We start from the raw sequence: 5,908 nt of genomic DNA, 5'->3' as shown, positions 1-5,908 counted from the left end.
TAAATTAATTAGGTGGTTTATGTCGCACTTCAAGTTTTACTCTGCCAAGTCTGGCAAGAAACTGACTTTTAATTTGGTATTTTGGGGTGGATTTTGCACAAATGCCTCACCCACTGACTGGGTTTGTTCACCATCTTTTTTAATACAGCGGTTATCAACCACGATATTGCCATTTTCATTCAAAGTATACGTTGCTGTGACATCACGGTCACATTTATTCTGAAAATATAAAGGCTTACGCGCCACTTCGTACCATGTACCCAAATAACGGTCCAGTTCAACTTTTTCCACGGTCGGTAATGACTCTTTTTGCGCATATGCCATGGTCGTAGCGCCCAAACCCAGAAGAACAGCACTACCAACCGCAATTTTGGCAATTTTTAGACTTGCCTGAGAAAAATTCTTAGTTGTCATAAAGTATCCTTTCATTCACACAGATGAGTGAACCACATGTTTTTGTAAAATTTTATCTGTAACAACAATAACGTCATCGTGTGAATGATTGTGTATCGATATGTAAGATTTATGATTAGTTTTGCACAACTAATCATAGGCAGATCAGATGCTTAACTCAGCATCTGAGCCTTCAAGCGCAGAATTTCATCACGCAAACGCGCTGCCTGTTCAAACTGCAGTTCTTTAGAAGCTTTCAGCATCTCTTTTTCAAGCTTAGTCATATGCTTTGCAAACAGTTTCGGATCTGCCAGCAGATGCCGCTCATCAGCACTTAAAGCTTTAGCCTGATTTGAAATACGTTCATCAATCTGATCATCATCGAGCACCTCACCAGTGTCGATTTCCTTGATCACCTGACGTACGGCACTGCGTGGGACAATGCCATGCTCTTCATTAAACTGAATCTGTTTGGTACGACGACGATCCGTTTCGTCAATTGCTTTTTGCATGGAGTCCGTAATCCGGTCCGCATAAAGAATTGCTTTACCTTTCAAGTTACGTGCAGCACGACCAATGGTCTGAATCAGGGAACGTTCGGAACGCAGGAAACCTTCTTTATCTGCATCCAGAATCGCAACCAAGGACACTTCTGGCATATCCAGACCTTCACGTAACAGGTTAATCCCGACCAGCACATCGTAAATACCGGTACGCAATTCATGAATAATTTTTACCCGCTCTACAGTATCGATATCTGAATGCAAGTAGGCTACCTTTACGCCATATTCTTTCAAATATGAAGTCAGGTCTTCTGCCATACGTTTGGTTAATGTCGTCACCAGTACACGTTCATTCAGATCTTTGCGGATATTGATTTCGGACAATACATCATCGACCTGGGTCAGCACTGGACGGATTTCAATTTCAGGATCCACCAATCCTGTCGGACGCACCACCTGCTCTACAATCTGTTCTGACTTTTCCAGTTCATATCGTGCTGGCGTTGCACTGACATAAACCGTGGTTGGAACAATACGCTCCCATTCCTCAAATTTCATTGGACGGTTATCCAGTGCACTCGGCAAACGGAAACCATAATTCACCAGATTTTCCTTACGTGAGCGGTCGCCCTTATACATCGCACCAATCTGTGGAACGGTTACATGTGATTCATCAATAATCAGCAAGGCATCATCAGGTACATAATCAAACAGTGTTGGCGGTGCTTCACCTGAGGGACGGCCAGATAAATGACGTGAATAGTTTTCGATGCCATTGGTATAGCCCAGCTGCTGCATCATTTCCAGATCATAACGGGTACGCTGTTCGATACGCTGTGCTTCCAATAATTTGTCATTTTCACGGAAAAACACCAGGCGCTCTTTCAGCTCTTCCCGGATGGTTTCAATTGCACGGGTCAGATTATCCTTTGGTGTAACATAATGACTTTTTGGATAAATTGTCACACGCGGTACTTTGCGGATCATTTTGCCAGTCAATGGATCAAACCAGCGGATCGAATCTACCTCATCATCAAACAGTTCGATACGGATCGCATTCTGATCCGATTCGGCAGGGAAAATATCAATAATTTCACCGCGAATACGATAGGTACCACGCAGGAACTCCAGTTCATTGCGGGTATATTGCATCTCGACCAGACGGCGAATAATGTCATCACGACCAATACGATCCCCTTCCACCACATGCAGCAACATGCTCATGTAGGCATTCGGATCACCCAAACCGTAGATTGCAGAAACTGAAGCAACAATAATGGCATCACGGCGTTCTAATAAAGCACGTGTTGCGGACAACCGCATCTGGTCAATATGATCATTAATTGCTGAATCTTTCTCGATAAAAGTATCAGAAGATGGCACATAGGCTTCAGGCTGATAATAATCATAGTAACTAACGAAATATTCCACCGCATTATTCGGGAAGAATGCCTTAAATTCGCCATAGAGCTGAGCTGCCAAGGTTTTGTTATGTGCCATGACAATGGTCGGGCGTTGTGTCCGCGCAATCACATTGGCCATAGTGTAAGTCTTACCCGACCCTGTTACGCCTAGCAATAGTTGATTCTTATAGCCCCGCTCAATTCCCTGAACCAGTTTTTCAATGGCTTGTGGCTGATCGCCAGCAGGTTGATAGCTGGTCACTAAATCGAAAGGGGTTTTATCAGACATAATTGGCGGCAATTCACTGGCAATATTTTGTTGCTCTAATTATGGGGTTAAATCTGAATTACTCAATGCCTAAACAGGTGTCTATTTGGTAAAAATTGAAGTCTATAAGTAACTTAATAGAATGATTACAAAACAGTTCCATCTCATCTTATCTGCCTTAAATATTTTATTAAATTTCAAGAATATTTATTTAAAAATTAGATAATAATCTTTAAGAACTCAAACAAGTGGCACTTTAAACATCTCTATGAAGATAGCCAAAATTCAGTTACATAAAGTTCTAATTTCTCTTGAGACTTTTGCTTTCTTATAGACGTAATTTGCCTTGACCCCTAGCCATTTCAAAGGCAACATGAAACCAATAAGGATATCGAATCAAAAGCCATGACTTACCAATACCATGATGAAAGTATCGTCAAATCCTTGCCAGAAAATACTGTATTTGTATTTGGCAGCAATATGGCAGGGCTGCATGCAGGCGGTGCCGCAAGAACAGCGCTTGAGCACTTTGGTGCTGTAGAAGGGGTTGGTCGTGGCTGGTCTGGTCAAAGCTATGCTATTCCTACAATGAATGAGCATTTGCAACAAATGCCGTTGTCACAGATTCAGCATTATATCGATGACTTTAAAATTTATACCAAGAATCATCCGAAAAATAAGTATTTCCTGACCTCGGTCGGCTGCGGCATTGCAGGTTATAAAGTAGAAGAAATTGCGCCTATGTTTAAGGGGATTTCACATAATGTGATTTTCCCGCAATCTTTTCGCCCGTTTGTAGAAAAACCGCTTCCGAAATTGAATGAAAAATTCCTTAAAACCATTTTCCGTGACTCTATCATTTTTGCTGACCCCACCGATGAACTGATCGAAGTGCTTGCAGTGACCGATAGTGAAAAAAGCCTGGCTAAAATTTTACTGAATACCCAGATGTATCCAACAGATAGTAATGGCCGTGATCGTGTTTTTGAGATTCAGGACATTTTGCATAATTTGAATGGCAAGGTTTTCGATTTCCAGAACAATTCTGAAGGTCCTATGGTCTTTGGTGGTGTGATTCTGGCACTGCTTGAACTGTATAATATTAATGAACAGGATTTTTCAGATGTCTGGCATGGTAAGCGTGAAATTGCGCCACCAAAGCCTGAAAATAAAGCACGTAGAAGCCTTCTCTAATTTCAGACTTAGTATCAATCAAAGCCAATTCCTGAATTGGCTTTTTTATTGTGAAATATAAAAGGTGATCTAATAAAAATAGCATTCAATTTCAAGATAAATATTTAATTATCACATTATTCTAAAATCATTTTTTTGGTCTTATACTTGCCTCATTAAATTAAATAATAAAATTGAGCTGCTTGAATGAACATGCTGGATTCTCCAATTTTTGAATTATCTCCTATTGCCATGTGGCTTGAAGATTTTAGTGAAGTAAAAAAACAATTTGATCTCTGGCGTGCTCAAGGGGTGCAGGATTTACTCACTTTTTTGCAAGAAGACGAATCACGTATTTTAAAATGTGCGAAAAAAATTAAACTGCTTAAGGTCAATCCTAAAACACTAGAGCTTTATCAGGCAGATGACTTTAACCATCTAAGTCAAAATTTGGATCTTGTGTTCAAAGAGGATATGAGCAAATCCCACATCCAGGAACTCGTCGCTCTATGGAATGGAGACACCCAATTTTCCCATTTAGCAGTAAACTATACCTTGACTGGTCAGCGTCTGGATATTCAGCTGAAAGGAATTGTCCTGCCACAACATGAGCATGATCTCTCCCTACTCTTGATTACTACTGAAGACATCACTGCTTATACACAAGCTCGTCGTTTAGAAGAACAAAATCGCCATCTGGCTGAAGCTCGTTTTATTTATTCACCGGCTTCATTATGGATCGAGGATTTTAGCCATATTAAAATTAAACTAGATCATTTACGTGATTTAGGAATTGAAGATTTTCAGACTTTTCTGGATGTACATCATGATTTTATTTATGAATGCATTAGAGAGATTAGAATCATTGATGTCAATCAGGCCACTCTCGATCTGTTCGGCGCCTCAACCAAAGATGCTCTATTAAAGAATGTACATAAAGTCTTTGCTAAAGAAATGGTACAGACCTTTAAAGAACAACTTATTGAGCTTTGGAATGGTAATCTGCATCATCAGCGTGAAGCCGTAAACTATGCACTGGATGGGAGTATCCGTCATGTCCTGCTTCAATTTACCGTATTTCCTGATTATCTCCATGACTGGAGTATTGTTCAAATTGCCCTGACAGATATTACCGCACGTAAAAAAGCTGAACATTATCTGGAATATTTAGGCAGACATGATGTCTTGACTCAGCTATGTAACCGTTCATTTTACATGCAGGAACTGAACCGTCTAGAACGTAATTTACTGCGTCCAGTATCCTGTATTTTTATGGATCTCAATGGACTCAAAGAATTAAATGACTGCCTTGGACACGATGCTGGAGACAATCAGTTACGTCGCGTAGGTAACATCCTGAATCAACTTATTCAACATACGCCCTATTCTGCCTCTCGAATTGGTGGAGATGAATTTGTCGTTCTTTTACCTGGTGCGGATCAAACTGCTTTGCAAAATTGTCTCAATAGTTTGCATGAACTTTTAGTGGTTGATAACCAGTTTTACTCACATCAGCCAATCAGCCTATCGATCGGACATGCAACCAGCTATGCAGATGAGCGTCTTGAAGACATGCTAAAACGTGCCGATCAAGATATGTATCATCAGAAAAGAAGTCATTATCAAAATAATGACCGCAGAATGCCAGCTTCTCAGTAAGTTAAATGATTTAAATAGCAATAAATAAAAAAGCCATGGTCAAACCATGGCTTTTTTATTAGAAAACTTATCGTTTTCCCATTGAACGACGGGTGCCACGTGGTGGCATCCAGGTTCGATCAGCATAACGTTGTGGCTTGGGACGAAGATCCTCTAAGATCTCATCTGTTGCACCTTGATCAGCTTGCTTCAATGGAAACGGCAAATTAACTAAAGGCTTTTTCTTGGGAGTATTTGGGGAGCTCATCAGCTTGACTCAATAATAACTCAGTCTATTGTACAAAAAAAAGAGCGAGATGTAAAAACAAGTCTTTTTATTGTGTTATCAAACGATGTTTCATCTAATGTTGCTACCATTTTTTGATTAAAAAAACAACGTCTCAAGTATTCCATTTATCTTAATTTAAGCAATTTTAGAGTAGAGTAAATACTCTATAATTATCTAAATTGAACTTATAACCTCTGTACACGACAAATTTCACAGAACCCTTATCCTATCAGGGTTCTGC

The 5,908-nt window shown here is 40.0% G+C and carries 4 protein-coding genes and 1 pseudogene; 2 read left to right on the top strand and 3 right to left on the bottom strand.

What is annotated here, in order from left to right:
• Window positions 1-48: 48 nt before the first annotated feature.
• Both C8322_RS14100 and uvrB read right to left on the bottom strand, forming a co-directional pair.
• Window positions 49-414 (bottom strand): annotated as a pseudogene (locus C8322_RS14100) (lipocalin family protein); the annotation flags it as partial.
• A 152-nt stretch (window positions 415-566) separates the two neighbouring features.
• Complete coding sequence (gene uvrB, locus C8322_RS14095) at window positions 567-2,588, bottom strand: excinuclease ABC subunit UvrB (protein ID WP_111810823.1); 2,022 nt, start codon at window positions 2,586-2,588, stop codon at window positions 567-569.
• Between the two features lie 384 nt (window positions 2,589-2,972).
• Here uvrB and C8322_RS14090 point away from each other — a divergent pair, with 384 nt between their 5' ends.
• Both C8322_RS14090 and C8322_RS14085 read left to right on the top strand, forming a co-directional pair.
• Window positions 2,973-3,761: a hypothetical protein gene (locus C8322_RS14090; protein ID WP_004893982.1), complete on the top strand. Its 789-nt coding sequence runs from the start codon at window positions 2,973-2,975 to the stop codon at window positions 3,759-3,761.
• Window positions 3,762-3,947: 186 nt separating this feature from the next.
• Window positions 3,948-5,399 carry a sensor domain-containing diguanylate cyclase gene (locus C8322_RS14085; RefSeq protein WP_008304888.1) on the top strand — a complete coding sequence of 484 codons (1,452 nt, stop codon included), beginning with the start codon at window positions 3,948-3,950 and terminating at the stop codon, window positions 5,397-5,399.
• A 67-nt stretch (window positions 5,400-5,466) separates the two neighbouring features.
• On the opposite strand, the gene C8322_RS14080 is transcribed toward C8322_RS14085, so the two are convergent.
• Entirely contained in the window at window positions 5,467-5,646 is a 180-nt protein-coding gene (locus C8322_RS14080; protein ID WP_004810533.1) for a hypothetical protein, read from the bottom strand.
• Window positions 5,647-5,908: the final 262 nt, after the last annotated feature.

The sequence above is a fragment of the Acinetobacter sp. SM1B genome (assembly GCF_003289665.1).
GTDB lineage: Bacteria > Pseudomonadota > Gammaproteobacteria > Pseudomonadales > Moraxellaceae > Acinetobacter > Acinetobacter schindleri.
Note: the sequence above shows the minus strand (reverse complement) of the source record. Positions and strands in the feature narration are given on the sequence as shown.